The sequence below is a fragment of the Odoribacter sp. N54.MGS-14 genome (genome assembly GCF_000980295.1).
In the GTDB taxonomy this organism is placed as follows: Bacteria; Bacteroidota; Bacteroidia; order Bacteroidales; family Marinifilaceae; genus Odoribacter; species Odoribacter splanchnicus.
In genome coordinates this window covers 61,536-85,569 of record NZ_LARL01000006.1, presented here as the reverse complement: position 1 = coordinate 85,569, position 24,034 = coordinate 61,536, and the positions used below count along the sequence as shown (strand labels likewise).

General features: G+C 40.0%; 22 protein-coding genes. 17 read left to right on the top strand and 5 right to left on the bottom strand.

Features of this window, described 5'->3' with window-relative positions; translation table 11 throughout:
• Positions 1 to 201: 201 nt before the first annotated feature.
• Both WS42_RS02620 and WS42_RS02615 read left to right on the top strand, forming a co-directional pair.
• A complete protein-coding gene (locus tag WS42_RS02620; protein WP_229032300.1) occupies positions 202 to 1,752 on the top strand; it encodes an ArnT family glycosyltransferase in 1,551 nt (516 codons plus the stop codon).
• A gap of 7 nt (positions 1,753 to 1,759) precedes the next feature.
• A complete protein-coding gene (locus WS42_RS02615) occupies positions 1,760 to 2,395 on the top strand; it encodes a lipid-A-disaccharide synthase N-terminal domain-containing protein (protein ID WP_013612869.1) in 636 nt (211 codons plus the stop codon).
• Between the two features lie 125 nt (positions 2,396 to 2,520).
• Here the strand turns inward: WS42_RS02615 and WS42_RS02610 are convergent, their stop codons facing one another.
• On the bottom strand, positions 2,521 to 3,252 hold the full coding sequence (locus tag WS42_RS02610; RefSeq protein WP_022160841.1) for a glycosyltransferase: 732 nt from the start codon (positions 3,250 to 3,252) through the stop codon (positions 2,521 to 2,523).
• A 103-nt stretch (positions 3,253 to 3,355) separates the two neighbouring features.
• On the opposite strand from WS42_RS02610, the gene WS42_RS02605 reads away from it, so the two are divergent.
• Both WS42_RS02605 and WS42_RS02600 read left to right on the top strand, forming a co-directional pair.
• The gene (locus WS42_RS02605) at positions 3,356 to 5,347 is read left to right on the top strand and encodes an LTA synthase family protein (RefSeq protein WP_046404410.1); all 1,992 of its coding nucleotides are present in this window, start codon (positions 3,356 to 3,358) and stop codon (positions 5,345 to 5,347) included.
• Between the two features lie 6 nt (positions 5,348 to 5,353).
• Positions 5,354 to 6,307: a glycosyltransferase family 2 protein gene (locus WS42_RS02600; protein ID WP_013612872.1), complete on the top strand. Its 954-nt coding sequence runs from the start codon at positions 5,354 to 5,356 to the stop codon at positions 6,305 to 6,307.
• A gap of 61 nt (positions 6,308 to 6,368) precedes the next feature.
• Here WS42_RS02600 and WS42_RS02595 read toward each other — a convergent pair whose 3' ends face one another.
• Complete coding sequence (locus WS42_RS02595) at positions 6,369 to 8,096, bottom strand: ArnT family glycosyltransferase (protein ID WP_306442190.1); 1,728 nt, start codon at positions 8,094 to 8,096, stop codon at positions 6,369 to 6,371.
• Positions 8,097 to 8,269: 173 nt separating this feature from the next.
• Here WS42_RS02595 and pyrH point away from each other — a divergent pair, with 173 nt between their 5' ends.
• The 9 genes from pyrH (at position 8,270) to WS42_RS02550 (ending at position 17,923) form a co-directional block, all read left to right on the top strand.
• Entirely contained in the window at positions 8,270 to 8,977 is a 708-nt protein-coding gene (gene pyrH / locus WS42_RS02590) for a UMP kinase (protein ID WP_013612875.1), read from the top strand.
• A gap of 73 nt (positions 8,978 to 9,050) precedes the next feature.
• On the top strand, positions 9,051 to 10,946 hold the full coding sequence (dxs, locus tag WS42_RS02585; RefSeq protein ID WP_041556859.1) for a 1-deoxy-D-xylulose-5-phosphate synthase: 1,896 nt from the start codon (positions 9,051 to 9,053) through the stop codon (positions 10,944 to 10,946).
• Positions 10,943 to 11,662, top strand: a complete 720-nt coding sequence (locus WS42_RS02580) for a Crp/Fnr family transcriptional regulator (protein ID WP_013612877.1) — start codon at positions 10,943 to 10,945, stop codon at positions 11,660 to 11,662. Before dxs ends, WS42_RS02580 begins: the two co-directional genes overlap by 4 nt.
• Before the next feature lie 55 nt (positions 11,663 to 11,717).
• Positions 11,718 to 12,917 carry a pyridoxal phosphate-dependent aminotransferase gene (locus WS42_RS02575; RefSeq protein WP_013612878.1) on the top strand — a complete coding sequence of 400 codons (1,200 nt, stop codon included), beginning with the start codon at positions 11,718 to 11,720 and terminating at the stop codon, positions 12,915 to 12,917.
• Positions 12,918 to 13,030: 113 nt separating this feature from the next.
• On the top strand, positions 13,031 to 14,161 hold the full coding sequence (locus tag WS42_RS02570; protein ID WP_013612879.1) for a 1-acyl-sn-glycerol-3-phosphate acyltransferase: 1,131 nt from the start codon (positions 13,031 to 13,033) through the stop codon (positions 14,159 to 14,161).
• Between the two features lie 273 nt (positions 14,162 to 14,434).
• Positions 14,435 to 14,728 carry a hypothetical protein gene (locus WS42_RS02565; RefSeq protein WP_013612881.1) on the top strand — a complete coding sequence of 98 codons (294 nt, stop codon included), beginning with the start codon at positions 14,435 to 14,437 and terminating at the stop codon, positions 14,726 to 14,728.
• Positions 14,706 to 16,226, top strand: a complete 1,521-nt coding sequence (gltX, locus tag WS42_RS02560; protein WP_022160846.1) for a glutamate--tRNA ligase — start codon at positions 14,706 to 14,708, stop codon at positions 16,224 to 16,226. The genes WS42_RS02565 and gltX overlap by 23 nt, the downstream gene beginning before the upstream one ends.
• Positions 16,227 to 16,235: 9 nt before the next feature.
• Positions 16,236 to 16,571: a DUF4870 domain-containing protein gene (locus WS42_RS02555; RefSeq protein WP_013612883.1), complete on the top strand. Its 336-nt coding sequence runs from the start codon at positions 16,236 to 16,238 to the stop codon at positions 16,569 to 16,571.
• Positions 16,572 to 16,735: 164 nt separating this feature from the next.
• Complete coding sequence (locus WS42_RS02550) at positions 16,736 to 17,923, top strand: hypothetical protein (RefSeq protein WP_046450719.1); 1,188 nt, start codon at positions 16,736 to 16,738, stop codon at positions 17,921 to 17,923.
• Here WS42_RS02550 and dusB read toward each other — a convergent pair.
• Positions 17,910 to 18,911 (bottom strand): tRNA dihydrouridine synthase DusB, encoded by a 1,002-nt coding sequence (gene dusB, locus WS42_RS02545; RefSeq protein ID WP_013612885.1) that lies wholly within the window; start codon positions 18,909 to 18,911, stop codon positions 17,910 to 17,912. The two genes, WS42_RS02550 and dusB, sit on opposite strands and share 14 nt — an antisense overlap.
• Positions 18,912 to 19,002: 91 nt before the next feature.
• Between dusB and WS42_RS02540 the strand changes: the two genes are divergently transcribed.
• The 4 genes from WS42_RS02540 to WS42_RS02525 all read left to right on the top strand — a co-directional run bounded on the left by WS42_RS02540 (position 19,003) and on the right by WS42_RS02525 (position 21,958).
• Positions 19,003 to 19,545 (top strand): hypothetical protein, encoded by a 543-nt coding sequence (locus WS42_RS02540; RefSeq protein WP_013612886.1) that lies wholly within the window; start codon positions 19,003 to 19,005, stop codon positions 19,543 to 19,545.
• 45 nt (positions 19,546 to 19,590) lie between these two features.
• Positions 19,591 to 20,076: an RNA polymerase sigma factor gene (locus tag WS42_RS02535; RefSeq protein WP_013612887.1), complete on the top strand. Its 486-nt coding sequence runs from the start codon at positions 19,591 to 19,593 to the stop codon at positions 20,074 to 20,076.
• 27 nt (positions 20,077 to 20,103) lie between these two features.
• On the top strand, positions 20,104 to 20,973 hold the full coding sequence (locus WS42_RS02530; protein ID WP_022160849.1) for a hypothetical protein: 870 nt from the start codon (positions 20,104 to 20,106) through the stop codon (positions 20,971 to 20,973).
• 61 nt (positions 20,974 to 21,034) lie between these two features.
• Complete coding sequence (locus WS42_RS02525; protein ID WP_013612889.1) at positions 21,035 to 21,958, top strand: outer membrane beta-barrel protein; 924 nt, start codon at positions 21,035 to 21,037, stop codon at positions 21,956 to 21,958.
• Positions 21,959 to 22,037: 79 nt separating this feature from the next.
• On the opposite strand, the gene WS42_RS02520 is transcribed toward WS42_RS02525, so the two are convergent.
• Both WS42_RS02520 and WS42_RS02515 read right to left on the bottom strand, forming a co-directional pair.
• On the bottom strand, positions 22,038 to 23,132 hold the full coding sequence (locus tag WS42_RS02520) for a bifunctional 3-deoxy-7-phosphoheptulonate synthase/chorismate mutase type II (protein ID WP_046450718.1): 1,095 nt from the start codon (positions 23,130 to 23,132) through the stop codon (positions 22,038 to 22,040).
• A gap of 33 nt (positions 23,133 to 23,165) precedes the next feature.
• Complete coding sequence (locus tag WS42_RS02515; RefSeq protein ID WP_259305996.1) at positions 23,166 to 24,023, bottom strand: prephenate dehydrogenase; 858 nt, start codon at positions 24,021 to 24,023, stop codon at positions 23,166 to 23,168.
• Between the last annotated feature and the right edge of the window lie 11 nt (positions 24,024 to 24,034).

Below are 24,034 nucleotides of genomic sequence, written 5' to 3'. Positions count from 1 at the left end.
GATGTTTTAAAAATAAAAATGGATAATAAACGGGCAGCATAACAAAAAAAGAAGGCATCCTTTTCAGACACCTTCTTTTTTATTACCTCCGCCAAGCATAAATTTTTTTATTCCTTTATAGCCGAAAATGAAAATGAAACCTGCAACTTCAGGTAACCGAATTCATTTTTATACGTACGAAATATCTATAAAGGAAAAATGATGAAAATAACCAGATATTTACTTTTCTTTGCGTGCTTTATACCTCTCTTGTATTTCAGGGATTTTACTCCCAATAATGAATTGAAATATCTGAGTATTGCAGATGAAGCTCTCCGCGAAGGCCATTGGTTCACCTTTTGGAATCATGGCGCCCTATATGCCGACAAACCTCCTCTTTACCTCTGGATTGTCATGCTAGGTAAGTGGCTACTCGGTACACATTCGATGTTTTTCCTGGGATTGTTTTCCCTGATCCCGGCCTTGTGGATCCTGTTCATCATGGATAAATGGGTAAACACAGCCTTACCCTCCGACCTCAGGTTAAGCAGCCAATTCATGCTTCTGACGAGCGGTTTATTTACAGGCTCGGCCATTGTGCTACGCATGGATATGCTGATGTCTTTATTTATCATTCTAAGCCTGTATACTTTTTACCGCATCTATACCGGCCGATGTTCTCCTGCTGACCCGATCAAACTACCGATTTATATCTTTCTGGCCATTTTTACTAAAGGTCCGGTAGGTTTGATCATTCCTCTATTGACCATTCCGGCTTTTTTATTGGTAAAAAAACAATTCAAAACCATCGGTAAATATTTAGGTTGGAAACAATGGAGCATATTAATCGGGCTTTGCAGCTTGTGGTTTATTGCTGTATATCTCGAAGGGGGAAAAACCTATCTGAACAACCTGCTTTTCCACCAGACCATCAACAGGGCCGTCGATTCCTTCCATCACAAAGAACCTTTCTGGTATTATCTGAAAACGATCTGGTATTCACTCGCTCCCTGGACCCTATTTTACGTTGTCGTTCTCCTCATCGGGATACGCAAACACCTTTACAATAACGATATAAAACAATTATTCCTGACCATCCTTCTTACCGGTTTCGTGGTACTTTCTTTTTCAAGTGCCAAACTGGATATTTATCTTTTACCCCTATTCCCCTTTATGGCTTATTTGGCTTTCCTATTACTCCCCGAAATAGCACTCCCCAAAATCTATTTTACTATCGTTCTACCTGCAGCCGTACTCGTATTCGTTTTTCCGGCTTTATTCTTCCTCCCAGCCTTTCTCTCCCTGCCTTGGTTAGAAAGCTCTTATTTCTATTTCGCCGCCTTCCTGCTGTCTTCGTCGGCTATTCTGTGCTTATATTATCTTTACAAAAATAGATTCACTAATGCGACGAATAGTCTTTCTGTCGGTTTACTCTTGTCTATTCTCATTGGATCGGTGAACATTTCCGAATTAAATAAATACATCGGTTTGAAAAATATTACTCAAAAAGCGACAAGAATAGCCCAAGAAGATGGTATAAAAAATTACTATTTCTACAAACTTCGAAGTGGAAAGAATTTAGATTCTTACCTAAATAAACAAATTAATGAAGTAGATCTACCCACTATAGATAGTCTATCAGGAAAACAAAATTTTATTCTATTCGTAAATAGAAACACACTCAAAAAAGAAAGTAAATTATATAATTTTTCAAATAATAATGAGTCATATACAATTGGAGATTACAGTATTATAATTTTCCAACAAAACTAAAAATTCAATGATATACGCACTCGGTTTTTTAGCACAAATTTGCTTCTCTGCCCGCTTACTTATTCAGTGGATTATATCTGAAAAAGAAAAGCAGGTAGTATCCCCTACTCTGTTCTGGTTATTAAGCTTATTAGGTTCATACTTACTTTTCTTTTACGGTTGGTTGCGAAATGACTTTGCCATAATTTTAGGACAACTTATATCCTACTACATCTACATTTGGAATTTGAACATGAAAAACAGCTGGCAAAAGATTCCGGTACTCATCCGCTACATTCTCCTCATAACCCCGATCGTAGCCATCGGATATATGTTAGCAGAGGTAAAAGGGTTCATCAATCAATTTTTCTACAATGAAAACATTCCTTTCGGCCTGCTTCTCTGGGGGTCTTTAGGGCAGATTATTTTCACTCTTCGCTTCGTCTACCAGTGGGTTTATTCGCGTAGGCACCATGACTCCATTTTACCGATGGGATTTTGGTTGATCAGTCTCAGCGGATCGTTGATTATCGTATCCTATGCCTTGGTGAGGCACGACCCAGTTTTAATTTTAGGCCAGTCGACGGGATTAGTCGTCTATTGCAGGGATATCTGGATTCTTTATAAAAATAAAAAACAAAATCCTGACCGGATCGAAGCTTAGAGCAAATTTCAGTTCTGTTTTAAATAGTATTCGCAGGATAAACATTTTTTAGATAATTTTAACTCATCGGAAAAAATCAGCTTTCCTAGCCGGTTCTTACCAACTCTATTCTTAAAAAATCTTTATTAAAGATGAGTATCCGCTATTTCATAATTTATATATCGTTTTTTCATCCAACGATACGCAAAGCAATCTTTAAAGGGTGATATGAGGCGATTGCATAAATTGTATTTCGATTTTTCAGCTATTCGCGGGTAATGACGCACCGGTACTTGTTTCACTTTTCCTTGTTGTAGCAGGATCAGAGCCGGTAAAAAACGATGCATTCCAGTAAAAAAAGGTATTCGTTGCGCATATTCAGTATGCAAAATTTTTAAGGGGCATCCGGTGTCTTTCACCCCATCTTTTGTCATCAGTCTTCGAAACCCATTAGCTACTTTCGAGGACATATTTTTCACCAGACTATCCTTCCGTCCCACCCGAATCCCCATGACCAGCTCATAATCATCGGTATATTCCAACAAAAGATTGAAATCTTCAGGTGTAGTTTGTAAATCAGCATCTATATATCCGACCAACCTGGAGCAGGTATAATCGATTCCTGCTTTCATAGCTGCGCTCAATCCACAGTTTTTAGCCAAACCGATATAAAAAAAATCTTTATTCCGCCGGCAAATTTCTCTGATCAAATCACCGCTCCCATCTTGCGACCCGTCGTTCACAAACAAAATACAAGATTTCACCTTCGATTTTTTCAGAAAAGTCGACAAAGCAGTTTCAAGCCGCAACATATTTCCCCTTTCATTATATACCGGAACAATCACGGTCAGGTCATAATCAGAAGTTTTATTAGTCATCATATTTAAAAATATAAAGCTGTATTAATTCATCCTATATTCAAACTATAGTAATATTAAAAATGTATCTTTACGCCGTATTTTAAACCCTATTTTTTCTAAAATGCGAACATTTTCTCACCCCGGTTACAAACGGTTCTTATTGTCTGTAGGATGTTTGTTATCCATACATTTCACCGCTTTATTCTTTCTCACACTATTCAGACTCGTTTTTTTCTTCAGCGCCAATTACGATTTTCCGGATCAGGAGCATGTCGGTTTTATGTCGATATGGCCTGCCTTTATCCGGGGAGTCTGGTTCGATAATGTAATCGCTTGTTACATACTCCTCATCCCTTTAGTAGCTGTTTCCATTTCGGCTTTGTTCAACTACTACGGTAAAATACTCTGGAATGTTACATGTATTTTTTTCAGTTTATTCTATGGAATCGTATTGCTGGTTACGGCAGCCAATATTCCCTATTTTCAATATTTCTTTAAAATCATCAATTCGTCGGTCTTCAATTGGTTCGGCTATATGAATACGACAGCCGGCATGGTATTCGGAGAAACCTCCTACTACCCTCCTTTGATCGGCTTTCTATTGACTTTAGTGTTATTTATCTGGCTCATGCGACGATTGATCCGTCATTTTCAACGTTTACTAAATACAAAAAATCCGTCTGTCTTTTGGCTCGACCGTATTTATATCTTCCTGACAGCCTGCATCTGTATCGGCCTCTGCCTGTTCGGTATCCGGGGACGTACCGGATATAATCCGATAAAAGTCAGTGCAGCTTATTATTGTACCGATCCGTTTTTGAATCAATTGGGCATCAGTCCGGTATTCAATCTGTTAAGCAGTACGTTAGACGATTCACGGAAAGAAAACCGATACCTTCATCTTATGCCGGAAAACGAAGCGTTGGAAAATACCCGACACTATTTAAACCGGCCGGGAATCGAAGGGATCTCTCCCATTGCACGCCAAATCAACGCCTCCGACAGTTTAAGACGTCCGAATATTGTGCTGATTTTTATGGAATCGATGTCTGCCCATCTGATGAAACGTTTTGGACAGCAGAAGGAGCTGACTCCTTTTCTGGACAGTTTATACCGACAATCCTTAGCATTCTCTAATTTTTATTCCTCAGGAATCCATACGAATCATGGCATGTATGCGACCCTTTATTCTTTTCCTTCCATCTTAAAACGAAACGCGATGAAAGGTTCTGTCATTCCCACTTATTCCGGTCTTCCGACTATATTAAAAGAACAGGGTTACCGCACCATGTTCTTTATGACCCACGAATCCCAATACGACAATATGAATGCTTTTTTTCGTACCAATGGCTTCGACGAGATCTTTTCTCAGGAAAACTACCCGTCCGAAAAAGTAGTCAATGGTTTCGGCGTACAAGATGATTTTCTTTACGACTATGCACTGAATCATTTGAAAAAACAGTCCGCTCAGACTAGTCCGTTTTTTGCTGTCTTACTTTCTATCAGCAACCATCCTCCTTACGTGATTCCGTCCTATTTCCAGCCTAAAAGTAAAAACATAGAAGAACAAATCGTAGAATACGCCGACTGGTCGATTCGTCAATTCATGCATAAAGCCTCGCAACAACCTTGGTTCGACAATACGATCTTCGTCTTATTGGGCGATCACGGAAAATTAGTCGGCAATCCGGATAGTGAAATGCCTCAATCGTACAATCACATTCCTTTGATGTTTTATGCTCCCGCACTTCTCACCGCAGAAGAAAAAGAAAATTTCGGAGGACAGATCGACGTAGCTCCTACTTTATTGGGTATGTTACGTATCAATTATATTCAAAACAATCTGGGAATAGATTTATTAAAAGAAGAACGTCCTTGTATGTTTTTTAGTGCAGACAATATGTTAGGAGTCAAAGACACAAAACATTTCTATATTTACGATACGGAAAGTAAACAAGAGTTCAATTATAATATTCATAACGGAACTCTAAGCCCGGCAACAGCGAATACGACATTCGACTCACTGAAAACCTATGCCTTCTCCATGTTGCAAACGACAGAATATCTGATCCGTAAACAACTGACAACCGACAAACCACATTCTAATCCATAATAAACCATGAATACAACCCACCTTATTATCGTAGTTCCGTGTTATAATGAGGAAAGCGTACTTCCGGAAACTATCCGGCAATTATCCGGCGTCCTGAACAGAATGCTGGAAAACGGAAAAATCTCCATTGGAAAAATATTATTTGTCGACGACGGCAGTAAAGACAAAACCTGGGAAATCATTACCGAGGCAGGTAAAACAAACGGACTCGTCGGTGGTTTAAAATTGGCTCATAATTCCGGTCATCAATATGCCTTGTTAGCAGGCCTGGAATGGGCCAGTACACACTGCGATGCCGCCATTTCAATCGATGCCGATTTACAGGACGATGTCGATGCTATCGAAGAGATGACCGATTGTTTCCTACAGGGAGCGGATATTGTCTATGGAGTAAGGCGGGAACGGACGACCGATACCTGGTTTAAGAAAAATACAGCTTTATTATTCTATCAGCTAATCCGTAAAATGGGAAGCGATGTCGTCTATAATCATGCCGACTTCCGACTGATGAGTAAACGCGCGTTACAGGCACTCGTATCCTATCCGGAACGCAATCTATTTCTCCGTGGAATAGTCCGGCTAATCGGTTTCCCCGAAGCTTACGTATATTATGACCGGAAAAGCCGGTTTGCAGGAGAATCCAAATATCCGTTCAAAAAGATGCTTTCTTTTGCCCTGGACGGTATTACCTCTTTTTCTGTAAAACCGCTTCAGCTAATCCTGACGGGAGGATTTATTTTCGGAATAATCGTCCCCATTATCATGATTATTTACGCCTTGGTACAACATGCTCATGCCCATACCATACCGGGTTGGACCTCCTTACTGGTCTCTATCTGGTTTATCGGTGGAATGATTATGATGGCTATCGGAATAACCGGAATATATATCGGAAAGATTTACAAAGAAGTGAAACAACGTCCCCGTTATTTTATCGAAGAAGATGTCAATCTGAAATAAATAACCGGGCTATTTGCAGATGGTCGGATATTTTCCGACCATCTGCAAAACACGGTTTCTGTTAAAAACGTTCTTCCGTTTCTGCATTTCCTATCGCCTTCTCTTTGGTAAAATGAAGAATATGGATTATATCTCTGACATCACAACTCCGGCGATTCGAAGTATAAACCGTATCTAAAACATATTCCTCTCCATATTTCTGACGAAATTCTTCCAATAGCCCCTGCTTCACTAAAACGTAGCCTTCTTCAGGCAATTCTTTTTCAAAAAGCGCCATCCGGTCACCATTGAAAAAATTGACACTATAGAAGAAATAAGTATAAGAATAAATTTTTCCTTCGGGCACCCATTTCCGTGCTTCCTGCGCCAAACCGATATCCGATTTGGTATTCAATACGGCAGGCTGATAAACTCCGTCCAAAACGACAAATATCGTAAACAATAATCCGCACAAAGCATACAATACCTGAGTATTCCAGGGTTTACTTTTCAATTTTCTAAGCAAAACAACGACAGCAACAATCGGTAAAAAGATCAGAACAATATTGAATAAATTCATTGGAATTTCTTCCAACGCATGCAAAAAAGCGATATTCTCTACAGCCCTTTTACCCGCAAAAATCGTGTCGGGAACAGCTCCTGCTTTCACGACAAAAAATACGACAGTCAGTAAAATAATAAGGCAAGAGATAACGATAGCAAAAATCTTTATGGCAGTTTTCCCCATACGAACCAACCAAAGAAAATAAACCGCCAGAAAATAACCGATAAAAGGGTATATCGGTAACAGATAAACACTTCTCTTACTTGCAGGGATACAATAAAATACAAATATCAGTGCTATAGTCAAAAAAGAATACAAGTGAACCGGATCACTGGTCCGGACTTTCTCTACCGTTTGTTGCCACTTCTCTTTCCAGGTCCCGGTCCATTTGCGGTAACGCAAACAGAAAAGAGAGAAGAGCAACAACAAAGTCCAGGGGAGATAGCCGGCCATAAGCATATAAATATTATAATAAAAAGGATTTTCATGGGAAGCATAAGACATCTTACCTAAAAACCGCCCGAAATTTTCTTCCATCATCAAATCTAAAAATTCCTGCTTTCCTTCGTTGTAAGCCAAAACATACCAAATGGCAGGTAACACACAAGCCAATAGGGCTATCCCGATAAAACGCAAAACCAATTTCCAGAAATGTCCTTTTCTTATCCAAAGAAATACGCCGGCTACCAAACAAGGTAAAATAATCCCCACCGGTCCTTTAGTCAAGGTAGCACATCCCATAAACAGAATAGCCAGCCAGGGGATCCCTCTCAAATCTTTTTCATACCACGAATAAAAACGGATAATAGCCAACACAATAAAAGCGGTCAATACCATATCTACCCGGCAGGTGAAACCGGCACGGTGTACCTCGAAACAGGTCAACATGACAAAGGCGGTCAATAACCCGACAGTTGCCCCTTTACGTCTGGCATAAAACCAATAAATAGCGGCAGCCATAATGATCAGGGCCAAAGCAGACGGAACCCGGGAGGAGTATTCGGACACTTCACCGCACAAAGTGGAAACAGCAGCCACACTCCAATGCAAAAAAGGAGGTTTAAAAGCAATCTCACCACCATAATTCCGGGGCAAAATCCAATTCCCGTGTTCCAACATAGAATAAGCCACAATAGCTTCCCGAGGCTCACCTTTCGTATTATAATCCGTTAAACCTAAAAGAGGGAAAATGGTTAATACACATATTGATAATAATATCAACAAATTACGATTCTGTTCGTTCATCTTCATCAATGATAAAAAATTAACAATAAAAACTACGATCTATTTTTTATACAGGCTTTGCTCTATAATCGGATAAAAATAACTAGTTTTGTTGTAATTTTTCACAATATAGAAAATCTTTTTGATAGAATAAACGATAAAAATGAAATCTGTCATTCAACTTTAAACCTAACATGATGAAATTTAACAGGATACTTCTTAAACTCAGCGGAGAGTCGTTAATGGGCGCTCAAAAATACGGGATAGACGTGACCCGTGTCGAAAGCTACGCCCGACAAATAAAAGAAATCGCCGAAATGGGCATCCAGATAGGAATAGTAATCGGCGGAGGAAATATTTTCCGGGGACTGAGCGGTACCAATAAAGGATTCGACCGGGTTAAAGGAGATAGTATGGGTATGTTGGCCACCGTAATCAATAGTCTGGCACTCAGTTCGGCACTCGACAACGAGAATTGCCGGAACAAAGTACTGACAGCTATACGCATGGAGCCCATCGGAGAATTCTACTCCAAAGCCAAAGCGATAGAATACCTTGAAAACGGCTATGTCACCATTTTCAGTGCCGGAACGGGTAATCCCTATTTCACAACCGATACAGGCAGTAGTTTGCGTGCCATAGAAATAGAAGCCGATGCCATGTTGAAAGGGACACGGGTAGACGGTATTTATACCGCCGATCCGGAAAAAGATCCGACAGCCACCAAATTCGAGAAAATCACATATGACGAAATTTATAATAAAGGGTTAAAAGTCATGGATCTCACCGCAACGACCATGTGCAAAGAAAACCACCTTCCTATCGTTGTTTTCAATATGGATGTTGAAGGAAACCTTAAAAAATTAATGGAAGGCCAACAGATCGGTACGATCGTCTATTAATCTGCTAATATAATATGAACTAATAGGTTGACGTTTGTTATTAGCCCATTATTTATTAGCAAATGATGCATACATGAGTATCCTTGATTCTATAAATACACCTGAAGATTTAAAAAAAGTATCTGAAGATTCATTGATTCAGTTATGTCAGGAAATCCGGCAGAAAATCATCGATGATTGTGCCGAAAATCCGGGACATCTCGGATCAAGTCTGGGAGTCGTAGAATTGACTGTTGCGCTTCATTATATCCTCGACACCCCTTACGACAATCTTGTTTGGGACGTCGGACATCAATCTTATGCCCATAAAATACTCACCGGCCGCAAAGAACAATTCAAAACCAAACGTATCTACGGAGGAATCAGCGGTTTCCCGAAGATATCGGAAAGTGAATACGATTCGTTCGGTACAGGTCATTCTTCTACTTCGATTTCGGCAGCTTTAGGCATGGCTATTGCAGCAAAAATCAACGGAGAAACCGGGCGGCAAAGCGTGGCCGTAATCGGCGACGGTTCGATGACAGGCGGAATGGCTTTCGAAGCCCTCAACAATGCCGGGGTATACGATTCCAACCTATTAGTCATCCTGAACGACAATAATATGGCGATCGATCCCAACGTAGGAGGCTTGAACGAATATCTGTTGGACATCAGTACTTCTAAGACCTATAATAAAATCAAGGGGGATGTATGGAACGTTTTAGGTAAACTAAACCGGATCAGTCCAGGCATGAGGAATTTTATCCAGAATATCGACAATAGCATAAAATCGATGCTTCTGAAAAAAAGTAATCTTTTCGAAGCTATGGGATTACGTTATTTCGGTCCTGTCGACGGCCACGATATCCATCATCTGATCAAAATATTACGGGACCTGAAAAATATACCGGGTCCTAAAGTTTTGCATTGCATTACGGTCAAAGGAAAAGGATTTAAAGAAGCCGAAATCAATCAAACAATCTGGCATGCCCCCGGCAAGTTCAATAAAGTGACCGGAGAGCGAATTAAAGAGAATAATCCTAACATTCCGGCCAAATTTCAGGATGTTTTTGGAAACACAGTCACAGAGCTGGCGAAGAGCAATTCCAAGATCATCGGAATCACCCCTGCTATGCCTACCGGCTGTTCATTAAATATCATGATGCATGAAATGCCGGATCGTTGTTTCGATGTCGGGATTGCCGAGCAACACGCCGTCACTTTTTCTGCCGGCCTGGCGGCAAAAGGATTTGTTCCTTTCTGCAATATCTATTCTTCATTTATGCAGAGAGCCTACGATCAGGTGATTCATGATGTCGCCCTACAAAATCTGAATGTTGTATTTTGCCTCGACCGGGCCGGTTTTGTCGGAGCCGACGGAGCCACCCATCATGGAGCTTTTGATTTAGCCTATTTCAGATGCATTCCGAATATGATCATCGCAGCTCCCCTGGACGAAGCGGAACTGAGAAATATGATGTACACCGCCCAATTACCTGACCAGGGACCTTTTTCCATCCGCTATCCACGCGGAAACGGTTTTCTTGCCGATTGGCATACTCCTTTTCAGGAACTGGAAATCGGTAAAGGCAGATGTTTGATCGAGGGAGAAAAAATAGCGATTTTATCTATCGGAAGTATCGGAAATGTAGCGAAGAAAGCTGTATCTCACTTCGAAGAATCGCTCGTCGCCCTTTATGATATGCGTTTTTTAAAACCTATAGACGAAGAATTATTACATACCGTTTTTCAAAAATTTTCTAAAATAATCACCTTGGAAGACGGAACGATTCAAGGTGGATTAGGAAGTGCTGTCGCCGAATTTATGGCCGACCACCAATATCATGCTACTATAAAAAGATTAGGAATTCCGGATAAGTTTATCGAGCACGGAACTCAACAACAATTATATGAAGAATGCGGATTCGATGAAAAAAGCATAACCCGGTGCATTCAGGAAATGCTCATAGAAAAGGATACCAGAGAATGAAAAACGAATTAAACAAACATTCAAATATAGTTTTGCCGGACTTAGGGTCTTGTTACAAAAAACTAAAACAGACCTTTACCAATCTTTCGGACGAAGAATTAAAAGGCCTGCTTCGTCCGGATTCGGTCAAATATTACAAGAAAGGTGAACTGATTTACGCGGAAGGCACAAGAATCAAAGGTTGTTATTTCATATACAGCGGAATCATCAAAATATATCAAACAGGGCATGAAGGGAAAGAGCAAATTATCAAATTCGATCAGGAAGGAGACCTCTTCGGCTTCCGTTCAGTCATCCGGCACGAACCTGCTTGCACCTCTATAGAAACACATTCAGAGGCAATTCTATGTTATATACCCGATTCGGTTTTGTTAAACTTAATCCGGAATAATTCAGGTTTTGCCTACGATATGATGCAAATAGCCTGTAAAGAATTGGGCGACTCGAATCGTTACATCCGGGATATTGCACAAAAATCTGTAAAAGAACGCCTGGCCGAGATCTTACTCCTCATTGCAGATGATTTCGGTATCGAACAAGACGGAAGTTTAAAACTGAATATCACCCGTGAAGACCTTAGCAATTTTGTCGGGACAGCGACAGAAACCGTTATTCGTTTACTTTCCGACTACAAAAACGACGGATTGATCGAAGTCAAAGGACGTAAAATAAAATTATTGAATATTGAAAAACTGAAAACGATTGCAGGAATGTAAAAAATATTGTATCTTGAGGGGCATTTAAAAAGAGGAACCTTCAAAGAAATACAATATGTTACAAATCTCAGAAAAAGGAAAAAAAATCCCGGCTTCTCCGATCCGTAAGCTGGTCCCTTATGCAGACCGTGCCAAAGAAAGAGGAATAAAGGTCTATCACCTGAATATCGGACAGCCGGATATCGCAACTCCTGAAGTAGCTTTGAAAGCAGTCCGGCAAATGAAACTTCCTGTAATCGAATATACGGCTTCCGCCGGAAATCATACGCTTCGTACCAAATTAGCCGGATATTATCAGAAATTAGGGATCTCCCTGACCGAAGAAGACATACTGATTACTACCGGTGGCTCGGAAGCCATTCTGTTTGCTTTCATGAGCACCTTGAACGAGGGAGATGAAATTATTATACCGGAGCCGTTTTACGCCAATTATACGGCTTTCGCCTTAATGGTCGGAGCCAAAATTAAAACGGTAACAGCAAAAATCGAAGACAATTTCGCCCTTCCACCGATGAGTGAATTTGAAAAACAAATTACACCCAAAACCAAAGGAATTGTAATTGTCAACCCCAATAATCCGACAGGTTATCTATATTCCCCCAAAGAGCTGGAAGAGCTGGCGAAGATTGTAAAAAAACACGAATTATACCTATATTCTGACGAAGTCTACAGACGATATTGTTATGATGGCTTAAAACATTTTTCAGTAATGAATCTGAAAGGAATCGAACAAAACACCATTCTTTTCGATTCCATGTCGAAGCGTTACAGCGAATGCGGTATCCGTGTCGGAGCGATCATCACTAAAAATAAAGCAATATTGGATGCAGCCCTCAAATTCGGCATGGCCCGCCTTTGCCCTCCCGCTTTAGGACAAATTGCAGCCGAAGCCTCTCTGGACACCACCGACGAATATTTTGAAAGCGTCTATCATGAATATATCAAAAGAAGAAACTTCATGGTAGAAGCCTTGAATAAAATGCCGGGAGTGGTTTGTCCTATACCCAAAGGGGCCTTCTATTCCATAGTCAAGTTGCCTGTCGACGACGCTGAAAAATTCGCTCAATGGTTATTGGAAGAATTCGACTATAACGGTCAAACCGTTATGCTCGCCCCTGCCAGCGGCTTCTATTATACTCCCGGATTAGGCAAAAATGAAGTAAGAATAGCTTATGTACTAAAAATCAGTGATCTTCAAAAAGCGATGGAAATTTTATCCGTAGCTTTAAAGACTTACCCGGGAAAGACATTATAAATTAAGAAACAGATTAATAGGCATTTTCCGGGAAGTTTTAGCAGATAGCTTTCAGCTTTTAGCTTTTAGTTTTATCTTTGCAGCAGAAAAGAATTATTTTTTAAAATAAAATTATGACATCGGATTCCGAATTTAACACCATCAGACCCTATTGCGATAGCGAAATAGAGGCAGCAATAGAACGTCTATGTAAATCAGAAGAATTTTTGACTCTGTTTACACACCTAACTAAAATGGACCGTGCAACCATACAAGGAGCTTTACAAGGAATTCGAAGCCGTGCGGAATTTCAAGCCAAATTTTTCGGTCCGGCCATCCAATCTCTGATCAATACGACTACAGACGGAATTACAGTATCAGGAATGGAATTGGTCGACAAAAATACTTCTTATATTTTTATGTCCAATCATCGGGATATCATTCTTGATTCGGCCATCCTGAATGTACTTTTGCGTCAACATGGTAATAAATACACCCGGGCTGCTATAGGAAGTAATCTCCTGATCAACGACTGGGTAACCGATTTGGTCAAATTAGATTCTTGTTTTGTCATAGAGAGAGATATAACAGTGAGAGAAATGCTTACGAGTTCGGCTCTCCGTTCAAAATATATCCGGGAAGTCATTGAAGAAAACGAAGATTCGGTATGGATCGCCGAACGGGAAGGAAGAACTAAAAACGGCGATGATAAAGCCCAACCCAGTCTATTGAAAATGCTGAAGATGAGCGGTCCCACCCAATTCGGGATCAATTTCAGAGAACTACATATCATGCCCCTCGCCATCTCCTACGAATGGGAGCCTTGCGATGCCCTGAAAACCTCGGAATTATATACCAAAACCGTCGGAGAATATATCAAAACTCCCGAAGCCGATATGAATAGTATGCTCACCGGGCTAAGTGACTACAAAGGACGCGTACATTTCCATATCGATCAGCTCACAGATCAGGAATTCGATGAACTGGATCAACTTCCCTCCAATGGAGACAGAATAGAAGCACTCGCCGGAATTATCGATTCTAAAATTCATCAGAATTTCAAGCTTTGGCCGAATAATTACATTGCCTATGATTTATTACATTCGGTAAATAAATTCAAAGCATTCTATACCGAAGAAGAAAAGAAACGTTTTATCGAAGTAATGACTCAAAAAATGGATAAACTGGAAGGGAATATTTCCCTACTGAACAATATTTATCTGGAAATATATGCTAATCCGGTAAAAAATCAATTGAAATTATAATCCTTCGTACAGCAAGGACGAATACAATGTTTAACGGATAAGAAAAAACGATTCGCCTGCCGCATTTTAATTTTACATATAAGTTATACCCACTATGAAAATTATTCGCCTACTGATAATACTCACTGCTTTCTTACTGATGATATCGAGTGCACTATCTCTATTTAGCAATACCGATAGGACACCGGTCTATATCAACGTCGCTTCTATGGCTTGTTTAATGATAGTCGTTACACTGTTAAACTTCAAGAATAAAAATAAAAACGAACAATAATGTACAAAGTAAAACGTACAATTTACGTCGATAACCAATCGATTGACGTTTGGTTCGGATTAGTAAGCAAAACCAAAAACGGTAAAAACGGAAAATATACGGTCTATCTGTTGACCGACGATCCCAACAATCCTTATAATCACGCGGAGCCTATCTTGAGCAATATCACCTCAAAAGAAACAGCCGTCCGAAAAGCAATCGAATATACCAAAGAGCTGTTTCATAATATATTGATCAGCCAAAAAAACAATAATAAATCGCAAGAAGACAATGGAAAGAAAAGTCAGAGTTAGATTTGCTCCAAGTCCGACGGGAGCGCTTCACTTAGGAGGAGTAAGAACAGCCCTCTTCAATTATCTGTTTGCCCGCCATTATGGTGGAGATTTTCTTTTAAGAATCGAAGATACTGACCAAACCCGGTATGTACCCGGTGCAGAAGAATACATTATAGAGTCTTTGAAATGGTGTGGCTTAAAAGTGGATGAAGGAGTTGGGGTAGGTGGAGAATACGGTCCATATCGTCAAAGTGAAAGAAAAGAAATCTACAAAAAATATGCCCTCCAACTCGTTGAATCGGGAAATGCATACTACTCTTTCGATACAGCCGAAGAATTGGATGCGATGAGAAAAGAGTGTGAAGGCCGTGGGGAAACATTTATTTACAATGCCACGAGCAGAGGTAAATTAAAGAATTCCCTGAATATGGATGCCGGTAAAGTAAAACAATTGCTGGAAGCGGGTGTGCATTATGTCATCCGTTTTAAAATGCCCGAGCATGAAGATCTTCTCCTTCACGACATTATTCGCGGAGAAGTCCATTTCAACAGCTCCCTGCTTGACGATAAAGTGCTCTATAAGTCGGACGGAATGCCTACTTATCACCTGGCCAACATTGTAGACGACCACTTAATGAAAATCACCCATGTTATCCGTGGAGAAGAATGGTTGCCTTCTCTTCCCTTACATGTGTTGCTTTACAAAGCCTTCGGTTGGGAAGGCACCATGCCTGAATTCGCTCACCTCCCGCTGATCTTAAAACCGGTAGGGAACGGCAAATTAAGCAAACGGGACGGTAACAAAATGGGATTCCCGGTATTCCCGATGGAATTTACAGATCCGGCAACCGGAGAAAAATGGCATGGCTACAAAGAAGACGGTTATTTTCCTGAAGCATTCATCAATATGCTGGCCCTTTTGGGATGGAATCCGGGTACGGACCAGGAAATATTCTCCCTTCAGGAGTTATGCGAACTATTCACTTTAGACAGAGTTAAAAAGTCAGGAGCTAAATTCGATCCCGAAAAGACAAAATGGTTTAATCATAAATATTTGGTGGCTAAACCGGATGCTGAATTAGCAGATCTAGTCGACGAAATGCTTAAAGCAGAACAAATCGTTTTCGACAGGAAAAAAACCGAGAAAATCTGTAGTCTGATGAAAGAACGCTATAATTTTGTAGCCGATTTGTATGCAGACTGCCGCTTTTTCTTCGTTACTCCTACCGAATTTAATGAAAAAGATACCAAAAAATATTGGAAAGAAGATACACCTGCTTTAATGCGTGAATTACTGGAAATACTGAAGAGTATCGATGATTATTCTTTTGCCAATACGGAGAAAATCATTTCTGCCTGGATCACCGAAAAAGGCTTAGGCTTCGGTAAGGTAATGAATCCTTTCCGGGTAGCCATTATCGGTGCTGCTAAAGGACCGCATATGTTCGATGTTATCGAAATTATCGGTAAAGAAGAAACGATACGCCGTATGGAAAAAGCATTGTCCACTTTATAAAACTAAATCATGGAATCGGAAAAACAATATGCCATGTTTATTCATCTTTCCCAATTGGCCGGAAGTATCGTCGTCGGTTTGGGATGGATATTGCCTTTAGTATTGTGGCTGACTAAAAAAGATAGCTCCGAATACATCGATGCCAATGGAAAAATCGTGATGAATTGGATTATTTCCTGCTTGATTTACGGTATTGTCAGTGGTATACTTTGCCTTATAGGGATCGGTGTCGTCCTGCTCATCGCCCTGGCGATATGTAACCTGACATTTATTATCATAGGTTCCGTCAAAGCAAGCCAGGGAAACTTATGGCCTTATCCTTTATCTATTCCATTTATTAAATAAAGAAAAGCAGTTATATACATATTTGCACTTATAATCGTACATTAGGGTAAACATGTATATAAACACTTAAAGAAAATAACCGGAAACTGATATTCCGGTTATTTTTTTCTCGCTTTGTAACAATCTACAGGTGCTGTTCGTCATAGTTGAAAATTGTCTTAGCTATGAAAAAATTTATCGTAATCCTTTTATCCAACTTTATTTTCACAATCAGTTTTGCACAAACCGATGCCGCTTACCGGATCTTCGGTGAAATTATGACAGTAGAGAATAAAGTCTATAAAGGTTTCATCACTTGGAATGGGAACAAAAATTATTGGATAGATTTTTTTGAGGCCTCGAAAATTGAAAATCCTTATCGTTCCTATTTCAAAAGGAGCGACGGATTGGTTTTCAGAGCAAACGACAGGGAATTCATAACACCTCCGACACATAATTTTTGTTGCCGTTTCGGAAATATAAAAAGTATCCGGCCCACTGACGTAAATGAAATCGTTCTGCAATTAAAAAACGGAGACCGACTCACTTTGGTCAAAGGGTACTCATCGGACATAAATACCCATATACGAATTACTACTCCAACCGAAACGACCTCGATAAAATGGGATCATATCAGTGAAATTCATTTTATGGGAGCAGACAAGGAGGCCATTGCCCCCGAAACGAACCAAGTCGCCGGTACGGTAAAAAGTACCCAGGGTATATACAAGGGAATCATTTATTGGAATTCCCAGCAAAGACAAAGTCAGGAAAAAATGAACCAGATAAATACTTTTTTAAACAAAATAAAGAAGTTATATGCATTCAAAGGTAAAAACGGGAACCATACTTTCGGATTGATCCCCTTAGTCTCTCCAAACGATGACCCTGCAGATGCACAGATCAATGTACTTTACCCAGTAGAAAACATAACGATCAACATGCCCAATATCGGTAGCGTATGTGTATCCCGGGCACAATTCGAAGAATTGACGATCATCCCCATCTCCGAATTGAATTTATTGAGTTATGATGATTTTCCAAGTCCCCAAGCCATAAAAGGAGAAGTAGTCACCCGCTCGGGACAAACTTTCGCCGGTAACCTGGCTTACGATCTGGACGAGAGCTATGAATTTGAAGTGCTCGACGGTAAAAACAATACGATCAGCTACCGTATCCCGTTTCGTTACATCCGCTCCATCGCACCAAAAAATTACAAATATTCCTTTATCACGCTACGGAATAACAGTCAGCTCAGCCTGGGAGAAACTTGTGATGTCAATCAGGATAACAATGGAATTATTATTTTCAGGAACGGTCAAAATCCAGTATACATCCTATGGTCGGAAATAAAAGAAATCAATCTGAAATGATCAGGTTGTAATCATCTGAATAGCGCTTTTCTATTTCATCGAAAACCTCCCAAAGAACGTCGATCGTCGGAGCCTGTAACATTCGGATCCGAAGATCCCTGAAATGAGGTAAACCTTTAAACATAGAGGCCATATGACGCCTCATATGCAGTAATCCACGAACCTCGTCGATCCACTCTACCGATAAGAGAATTTGTTCTTTGATCACCTCGATCTGTTCTTTTACAGATAAATCGGGTAATAACTCACCCGTTTCAAAATAATGCCTGATTTGTTTAAATATCCAGGGATGCCCGATCGTAGCTCTTCCGATCATTACGCCATCGACTCCATACCTCTCGAAAGCCTCTTTCGCTTTCTCCGGAGAAGTAATATCTCCATTGCCTAAAATAGGAATTTTTATCCGGGGATTATTTTTTACCCGGGCAATCGGTTCCCAATCGGCTTCTCCGGAATACATCTGAGAACGGGTACGCCCATGAATAGCCAAAGCCTGAATCCCCACATCCTGCAAACGTTCAGCAATGTCTTCGATAATGATATGCTCACAATCCCAGCCTAAACGGGTTTTTGCCGTCACAGGAATCTTAACGGCTTGTACAATCTGCCGTGTCATTTCAACCATCAAAGGAATGTCCTTCAACATGCCGGCCCCGGCCCCTTTCTGAGCAACCCGTTTCACCGGACATCCAAAATTAATATCTATAAAATCAGGCCGAACCTCCTCCACAATTTTGGCAGCTTCGACCATAGAATCGATAAAACGTCCGTAGATCTGAATCGTAACCGGACGTTCTGTTTCATCGATCGTCAATTTTTTCAACGATTTATTCACCGAACGAACCAACGCATCGGCAGATACAAACTCAGAATACAACCAATCCGCACCATATTTCTTACAAAATTTCCGGAAAGGAGGATTGGTCACATCTTCCATCGGAGCCAATATCAATGGCCTGTCTCCTACTTCTATCCCAGCTACTTTCATTTATTATTCAGATATTTTAAACATTATATTAACGGTCTTCCCGGCAAATACGCTAATTTTACGACAAAAATAAATAAAATGCAGTTGTAAGATGATGTTACTGATAAAAATCAGCCTATTATTTAGCCTGTTATTGCCTGACTCCGGAAAATGGCAAAGAATTCAGACCCCGGAATGTATTTCGTTCCTGTTTCCTAATACTCCTGAAAAGATTGTAAATACAAACAACGGGATACGTTCCACCATTTACCAAACCAAAGATCTGACCTGCGTATTTGGAATTGTTTGTTCAGATATGTCATCTAAAAAGATCAGAATAACAAGTGAATACGCTCAAATACTTTATGAAGAACTTAAAAAAGGGAGTTTATCCATCGAAACGGCGATCCTCAAAGAAGAAAAAACGATTCCTTACGAAAATATGATTATCAAAGAAATTCAATACTCTATCTATAAAGATAAGTATGAGATGACCTATATTAAAAGATTTATTTTCAGAGATAATTATATTTATCAAATATCGATAGGAGGACGTACCCGCCATATGTCTGTCATTCAAAACGAAATGGAAACATTCTTCAATTCTATATCCTTCCACGATCCTACAGAAAAGATAAACGAAGTTCAGAATTAGTTTTATTTGTAACTTTTAGCTATATTCGATCGTCATATCTGCAACATGACGAGAAAAGAATATAATAAATGCGTTGATGATTTCGCAGATGCTTTGTTCCGATTTATCGTAAAATCCAGTCACAACAAAGCATTAGCTGACGATATCGTACAAGACAGTTTCCTGATTTTATGGGAAAATGTCTCCGAAATTGCATGCGTTAAAGCGAAGTCATTCCTTTTTACCACCGCCTATCACAAGCTGATCGACACGTTTCGTCATGAAAAAAAGAATGCAGACTTTGAAAATATAAATCCGACAAGTTATTTGACCGAGGAAAAATTTACCGATTTAAATGAAATCCTCGAATTTGCACTCAATAAATTACCGCCGATACAGAAGACGGTTGTATTATTAAGGGATTATGAAAATTACTCTTACAAAGAAATTGCAGAAATTACTTCTTTATCCGAGACTCAAGTGAAAGTGTATATTTTCAGAGCCCGGAATTTTATGAAAGACTTTATTCGTAAACCGGAACTGATACTTTAATACAAATACTATTATTAACAATATATCATGAATATAAATAGAAATAATTATGAGAAATATTTCATCGACTACTTAGAAGGTACTCTTTCTAAGGATGATATTCATGATTTACGGGTATTTCTTTTGTTTAATCAAGATCTGGCGGAATTATTGGATGACATAGCAAAAATAAAATTAACCGCTCCCTCGGTCCGATATACCCGTAAAGAAAACCTCAAAAAAGATGAACTCCATGCATGTAAAGATTATTATGCGATCGCTATTGCTGAGAATTCGCTCAGCACACAAGATATTTCAGACATTAAGCACTCTTCCCGTAAACAAGAAATAACAAAACAGGCAGAAGTATACCGTCAACTGAAACTAACACCGGACACGAAAATACGTTATACCCGAAAATCCAAGCTTTACCATTCGGCTTACCGGCAATTAGGGTACAAATATAGTTCGATTGCTGCTATTCTCCTTTTGATACTGACCATCGCTATAACAGTCCTGAAGTCCGATGATATTCACCCCCAGGCAACCGAAATAACCATGGTCCTTCCGCCTGCGATCGAGATTCCTGCTATAGATCGGGTTCTATTTATAAAAGAGCAATCTTTGCCCCCGCTTCCTTGTCCAAAGCCGGTTATTCCGGTACAACCGACAAGAATCCCGGTAATGACCATCCAGGAATTACCCATTTGTGGAATAACTCCTACTTCGGTTCAGGAAGCGGCAAAAATCCGGATGAGTTCTCCTGCTTTTAATTCTTCGGAACTTATTTTAACAGAAAATGCGATAGCCTGGAAGCCTTCGGAAAGTAAATTTTTAAGTAACAACCTCTTTTCTTCTATGATCAATACAGGAAAAATGATTGCAGAAAAATTGAAAAACAATATCGGTAAGGAGTAACAAATATCCCCCTTAATCCGTCACATTCGAAATAACACATAAATAATTAAAAATAACAATCATGAAAATTCTACTCGCTATCATTTTGATTTTTCCAATTTTCAATATCGTAGCACAAAATCCGGTTCAACCGAAGGATTCTACTGTAGGAAAAGACGAATTGATCATCATTTCACCGGAAAAAAAAGTCCATTCCGATACCTCTGAATTAATGATTATTAGAGACAGTAGTCAAAAACACAAGGAAGCAAATATTTCCGAATTATTTATCATAGGCCGTAATGCCTATAAACGGGGACATATCTGTAAAAACGACCAATACCCGCCATTCGAAGGACATTGGAGTGGATTCTATTATGGTTTCGTCAATTTCGGTAATACCGACTATTCGATGTACGAAGGCACAGCATATGAAGAATACGGAGAATTTATGGAATTGGATTGGAGTCATTCTTTTGCAATGCAATTCAATGTCTTTAAACACAGTATCAATCTGGTACATCGAAATAACTTCGGTATTGTATGGGGGGCCGGGTTTGAATATCAGCGGCTACGGTTCGAAAATAATTATAGTTCCGTAACCTGGGCCGATCATCAACTTATTCCGATCGACTTACACGAAAATGATAAAATTGCCAGTGTTAAACGTAGTAGTTTTAAAACTTTCTACCTGACCATCCCTTTAATGCTTGAACTTCAACTGCCTGCGGCTAAAAGAAACCGATTCTATATTTCCGGAGGTATTATGGGAGGGGTAAGATTACATTCGAAAACAAAAGTCGTTTATAAAGATAGCAGCGGGGATAAACACAAAAAGAAAGAAAAAAATAATTTCAATATGGTCCCCTTCAAAGCCGATCTCGTCGGAAGAGTGGGCTATAAACGCCTGAGCCTTTGGGGAAGCTACACGCTGACCAATATGTTCAAATCCGATAAAGGCCCGGAACTGCATGCTTATACGGTAGGCATCGGTGTTACCTTTTAGCAAACGATAAAAAGTTTCCGGGAATACAGCAGTCAAATTATTGGCCGGCTGCTGTCACCTGGAAACTTGAAAACACAAACTATTCGTTCATCACCTTTGTTTGCCGGTCGATGGAAGCTTGGTGAATCGCTTTGAAAACTTTTTCTAAAAACTCATTATCCAGTCCCGTCTCAGCTCCTTTGACAAACACCTTTTCCAGGATTTTATCCCAACGTCCGGGTTGCAGAATAGTAATATTATTTTGCTTTTTATATTTTCCGATTTCGTCGGATACCTTCATCCGCCGGGTCAATAGCTCCAATATATCGTTATCGATATCATCGATCTGCGCCCGCAATTCATCTATGTTTTCCTTGTATTCTATGTTTTCCGAATCTATATCCCGGATAATCAGTTTTCCTAAAATTTCCCGAAGAGAAGTCGGTGTGACTTGCTGTGCAGCATCACTCAAAGCTATTTCAGGACAAATATGGGATTCGATGATCAGTCCGTCGAACCCCAAATCCATCGCTTGCTGGGAAACTTCCTGAATATATTCCCGTTTACCTGAAATATGGCTTGGGTCACAAATCATCAACATATCGGGAAAACGCCGCTTTATCTCGATAGGTAATTGCCACTGAGGAACATTGCGGTACTTGGATTTTACATAAGCAGAAAAACCCCGATGAATCACACCGATTTTTTTCAGTCCTGCCATATTTAAGCGTTCCAAAGCACCGATCCAGAGTTCGACATCCGGATTGACAGGATTTTTCACTAAAACCGGAATATCGGTACCTTTTAAAGCGTCGGCTATTTCCTGCATAGCAAAAGGATTGGCAGAAGTACGTGCCCCGATCCACAACATATCCACGCCGGCTTTCAGAGCTTCGTACACATGTTTGACATTAGCTACTTCCGTAGAAATTTTCATTCCTAACTCACGCTGCACCCGCTTCATCCAGACTAATCCTTCGGAACCGACTCCCTCGAAACAATTCGGACGGGTACGGGGTTTCCAGATCCCTGCCCTCAAAACTTCCACTCCGGCGGCCTTCAAACCTTTGGCTGTTTCAAAAACCTGTTGTTCACTCTCCGCACTGCAAGGTCCTGCAATAATAATAGGCTTAGTAGTATCTGTAAATAATCCCCAGTCCTCTACTTTTACCAAATCTAATTTTGTCGCTGTCATATATTTCTTTTTTATAAATTCAAATTAGTATTCTTACCGGATGATCCTTTTTATCTTATTAGCCTTATGGATCAAGTCCTTCACTCCTTTTTCATCATAATCTGCAATATGTTTTTTAAATTCCTGCAATTTTTCGATATAGGTATCTAAAACAGTCAATATATTCTCTTTATTCTGAGAGAATATCGGAGCCCACATGTCTGCATTACTTTTAGCCAATCGTACCGTCGATGAAAAACCACCGGAAGCCAGGTCAAAGATATTCTTTTCATTCTTTTCTTTTTCCAAAACAGTCAACGCAAGTGCAAAAGAAGTGATATGGGAAATATGGGAAATATAAGCCGTATGCATGTCATGATGTGCGGCCCGCATATATATCACCCTCATATTGAGGCAATCATACATTTGCTTGACCAGTTCGACGGCTTGCATATCCGAATCTTCAGCATTGCAAATAATGCCTGCCCGTCCGTCGAATAATCCGGGCAAAGCAGCCCAGGGACCCGAATATTCTGTCCCTGCCATGGGATGAGCAGCGACAAAATTCTTCCGGTTCGGATGATAACGAACCATATCGTTGATTTTTTCTTTCGTCGAACAGACATCGGTCACTACCTGACGGTCCACCTTATCCAGTATATCCGGGATCATCCGGATAGCTATACTTACCGGCACAGCTACGACAATCATATCGCTCATAGCAATACATTCTTCATAACTGACGATTTCGTCGACCAATCCCAATTCCTTCGCAGCCGAAGCATGCAAAGCATCCGCTTCAACCCCGACAACACGATCGGCAAAACCCCGGTTTTTCAAATCTACTGCCATAGAACCACCGATCAATCCAACTCCTATTATTCCAACTTGCATATCAACATTTCTTTTTATCCGACATTTAC

What these genes read in the sequence shown, in the direction of transcription:
- WS42_RS02535 (WP_013612887.1), top strand. Translation starts at nt 19,591, where the DNA reads ATGACGAGAAAAGAATATAATAAATGCGTTGATGATTTCGCAGATGCT.
- dusB (WP_013612885.1), bottom strand. Translation starts at nt 18,911, where the DNA reads ATGAAAGTAGCTGGGATAGAAGTAGGAGACAGGCCATTGATATTGGCT.
- gltX (WP_022160846.1), top strand. Translation starts at nt 14,706, where the DNA reads ATGGAAAGAAAAGTCAGAGTTAGATTTGCTCCAAGTCCGACGGGAGCG.
- WS42_RS02520 (WP_046450718.1), bottom strand. Translation starts at nt 23,132, where the DNA reads ATGACAGCGACAAAATTAGATTTGGTAAAAGTAGAGGACTGGGGATTA.
- WS42_RS02620 (WP_229032300.1), top strand. Translation starts at nt 202, where the DNA reads ATGAAAATAACCAGATATTTACTTTTCTTTGCGTGCTTTATACCTCTC.
- WS42_RS02605 (WP_046404410.1), top strand. Translation starts at nt 3,356, where the DNA reads ATGCGAACATTTTCTCACCCCGGTTACAAACGGTTCTTATTGTCTGTA.
- WS42_RS02575 (WP_013612878.1), top strand. Translation starts at nt 11,718, where the DNA reads ATGTTACAAATCTCAGAAAAAGGAAAAAAAATCCCGGCTTCTCCGATC.
- WS42_RS02550 (WP_046450719.1), top strand. Translation starts at nt 16,736, where the DNA reads ATGAAAAAATTTATCGTAATCCTTTTATCCAACTTTATTTTCACAATC.
- WS42_RS02530 (WP_022160849.1), top strand. Translation starts at nt 20,104, where the DNA reads ATGAATATAAATAGAAATAATTATGAGAAATATTTCATCGACTACTTA.
- WS42_RS02580 (WP_013612877.1), top strand. Translation starts at nt 10,943, where the DNA reads ATGAAAAACGAATTAAACAAACATTCAAATATAGTTTTGCCGGACTTA.
- WS42_RS02555 (WP_013612883.1), top strand. Translation starts at nt 16,236, where the DNA reads ATGGAATCGGAAAAACAATATGCCATGTTTATTCATCTTTCCCAATTG.
- WS42_RS02610 (WP_022160841.1), bottom strand. Translation starts at nt 3,252, where the DNA reads ATGACTAATAAAACTTCTGATTATGACCTGACCGTGATTGTTCCGGTA.
- WS42_RS02540 (WP_013612886.1), top strand. Translation starts at nt 19,003, where the DNA reads ATGATGTTACTGATAAAAATCAGCCTATTATTTAGCCTGTTATTGCCT.
- dxs (WP_041556859.1), top strand. Translation starts at nt 9,051, where the DNA reads ATGAGTATCCTTGATTCTATAAATACACCTGAAGATTTAAAAAAAGTA.
- pyrH (WP_013612875.1), top strand. Translation starts at nt 8,270, where the DNA reads ATGATGAAATTTAACAGGATACTTCTTAAACTCAGCGGAGAGTCGTTA.
- WS42_RS02525 (WP_013612889.1), top strand. Translation starts at nt 21,035, where the DNA reads ATGAAAATTCTACTCGCTATCATTTTGATTTTTCCAATTTTCAATATC.
- WS42_RS02565 (WP_013612881.1), top strand. Translation starts at nt 14,435, where the DNA reads ATGTACAAAGTAAAACGTACAATTTACGTCGATAACCAATCGATTGAC.
- WS42_RS02615 (WP_013612869.1), top strand. Translation starts at nt 1,760, where the DNA reads ATGATATACGCACTCGGTTTTTTAGCACAAATTTGCTTCTCTGCCCGC.
- WS42_RS02600 (WP_013612872.1), top strand. Translation starts at nt 5,354, where the DNA reads ATGAATACAACCCACCTTATTATCGTAGTTCCGTGTTATAATGAGGAA.
- WS42_RS02595 (WP_306442190.1), bottom strand. Translation starts at nt 8,096, where the DNA reads ATGAACGAACAGAATCGTAATTTGTTGATATTATTATCAATATGTGTA.
- WS42_RS02570 (WP_013612879.1), top strand. Translation starts at nt 13,031, where the DNA reads ATGACATCGGATTCCGAATTTAACACCATCAGACCCTATTGCGATAGC.